Source organism: Peribacillus sp. NPDC056705 (assembly GCF_043656335.1).
In genome coordinates this window covers 1-2,554 of sequence record NZ_JBHTYI010000083.1, presented here as the reverse complement: position 1 = coordinate 2,554, position 2,554 = coordinate 1, and the positions used below count along the sequence as shown (strand labels likewise).

Genomic DNA, 2,554 nt, shown 5'->3' with positions numbered 1-2,554 from the left:
ATCATCAGCCGGAACGTCACCAGATCGCCCTTACTTAGGCATTTCTGTAATATGCGGCTTGTCTCCTCCGGTAATAGCGGGCTACGGTCTGCCACGGCAGTGCAGCCGACTGCTCCCGGACCGCTATAGCGTATCTCCACATTCCAGGCCAGTAAGGCGTACATATAACCTTCCTTCCAGGCGGAGAATCCCCTGACTTGTTGACCGATGCTGATCTGAACATCGATATTTAGATAGGAGTTGGCCTGTTGCTTAAGTCTCTCCGCAAACACGTGTTGTGTACCGCCTATGGCGATGAAGTGCATGAAGCCCGGATATGCGGGATCGTGAAAAATCTGAATCGTCTGGTGATAGGTCTGCGCAATTTCGTGGCAGACCATCTGGAACGGCAGGCGCAGCTGAACGGGTGTGCGTCCTAACTCGCTTGGTTTTTGCTTGGCATCTTGCATGCCAGCCGTAACGAAGCAGACCTCTTGCTCCTGCCAGGCATCCAGATCGAACAGTCGCACACGTTCCGGGATGGAGGTGATGGGAAGCTGTTTGCCTTTGACCAGGTCAAGCAGGAATCGCTCTTTCATCTCCTTGTAATATTGAGACAATTGCCACTGCATCGTCTCGGATTCATCTCGGACCACACGCTCCTTATCCAGTGCATGCTTAATCTTGATCAGCGCCGATTTCAGATCGTCCCTCGTGACCGGCTTTAGCAGATAATCCATTGCCTGATTGCGGACACCGGCTCTTGCGTATTGAAAATCTTCATAACCCGTGATGATGATAACTTGAAGGGACGGGCTGTTATGGCGGCAGATATCCAGCAGACCGACACCATCCATGACAGGCATGTTCATATCCGTAACGAGCAGATCATACCGCCGTGAAGCCAATAGACTCTTGGCTTCGAGACCGTTGCTCGCCTCGCCCGTAATCCGAAATCCAATCTCTTCCCAATCTACCTTGAGTTTCAGTCCTTCACGAACTTCTATCTCGTCATCAGCAATCAATACGTTGTACATGACTCTCCTCCTGTACCGGTAGGATCAGTTCTATGCAGGTTCCTCCTGCCTCGCTTCTCTGGATGTGGACGGTGAACAAATCGCCGTAGTGCAGCCTGCAGCGTGCAATGACATTTCCGAGTCCGATATGCCAGCTGCGATTGTTCAGAATGGGATCGAGTTGAGAAGGGGACTCGGGATTCTGCACGCGCTCGATTACATCCGGCGGCATGCCCGGACCGTTGTCCGACACGAGAAGACGCAGCTGTCCGCCATTTCTCACGACGCGAACATCGACCCAAGCCGCAGGCTGATGGCGGAAACTGTATTTGACAGCATTCTCAATCAGCGGCTGAAGAATGAATTTGATCATCACCAGCGAATCAAGCTTACCCACTTCCGAGACGGCTATCTCCAGCTTTTGTCCAAAACGGGTTTGCAATATGGCAATGTAATGGCGGACAAAGGCAAGTTCTTCACTTACCGCCACGCGGTCATCGTTGGTGTTCATGGAGAAGCGCATCATTTTGCCCAGATCCTCGACCACCTGCACGGTGTCATCGGTCCGGCGCTGCATGGCCAGACTGCTGACGAGTTCCAGCGTATTGAACATGAAATGCGGGTTGATCTGCATGAGCAGCGCTTTATACTCGGCTTGCTGTCGCAGCAGTTTGAGTTCGAATTCATTCTGAATATGCTGTCTTAGCCGATCTATCATATAGCGAAAGGTCGAGATAACGTAACTGATCTCACTCTTCACGTTCTTGTCAGGCGGCAGCAAGGTTTCGGCCTGATCGAAGCCGCCGCGCTGAACCTGCCTCATGGCCAGCACGAGTTGGGTCAACGGCTTCGTTACTCCGTAAGATAACCAGGCGGCTGCTAATAGTGCCAGCACAATCAGCACGATGGTGACGATGATGATCGTGCTTTGCAGTCGATGCAGAGAAGAATACAGTTCCTTCTCGGGAGCCAGCCCAGCCAGCATCCAGCCGGTGCGACCCAGTTTTTTGTACACCAGGATATCCCGTTCGCCCGAATCATTCGTCAGATAGGATACACCCGATTTCAGCGGGCTGATGCGAATGCGGTCGATTTCATCGGTCGCTCCTGATCCAAGCTCCTGGGTCTGCTGGGAGAGGATAGGCTCTCCTTGCTCATTGAACAGGAAGATCGTGCTGCTCTTGGCCAAGTGAATACGGCTTAGCGGTTCAAGGAAGTAAGATTCACTCACGTTGATCTTCATGACACTCCGGGCGGTGGCATGATGGAAGGTCCCGATGGGCATCAGCATGCTGACCACCGGATTCCCGTGGTCTCGTACCCGTTCGTGCTGATCCATATGAGCGGCCAGCCAGCGTTCACCGGAGGTGAAGAAGTTCTGGTACCAGGACTCTTCCAGAAAGGCCGGTTCATATTCGACCTGATTCTCACCGCCAACACGAAGTCCGTCCCTGCGATAGATGGACACGTCGGATATACTGGTATAACTGTTTGTGGCTTGCGTCAGAAATCGGCTCATGGTCAAGTTGGAGAGCATTTTCTCTCCATCGGGCAGGAGG

2 protein-coding genes are annotated in these 2,554 nt (G+C 52.7%); both read right to left on the bottom strand.

Annotated elements, in window-relative coordinates:
• Positions 1–1,016, bottom strand: a 1,016-nt coding sequence (locus ACFRAK_RS27440) for a response regulator (protein WP_394572950.1), incomplete at its 3' end; no start/stop codon positions are given.
• Positions 994–2,554: sensor histidine kinase (locus ACFRAK_RS27435; protein ID WP_394572949.1), on the bottom strand; the 1,561-nt coding region annotated here is incomplete at its 5' end. The genes ACFRAK_RS27435 and ACFRAK_RS27440, both read right to left, overlap by 23 nt.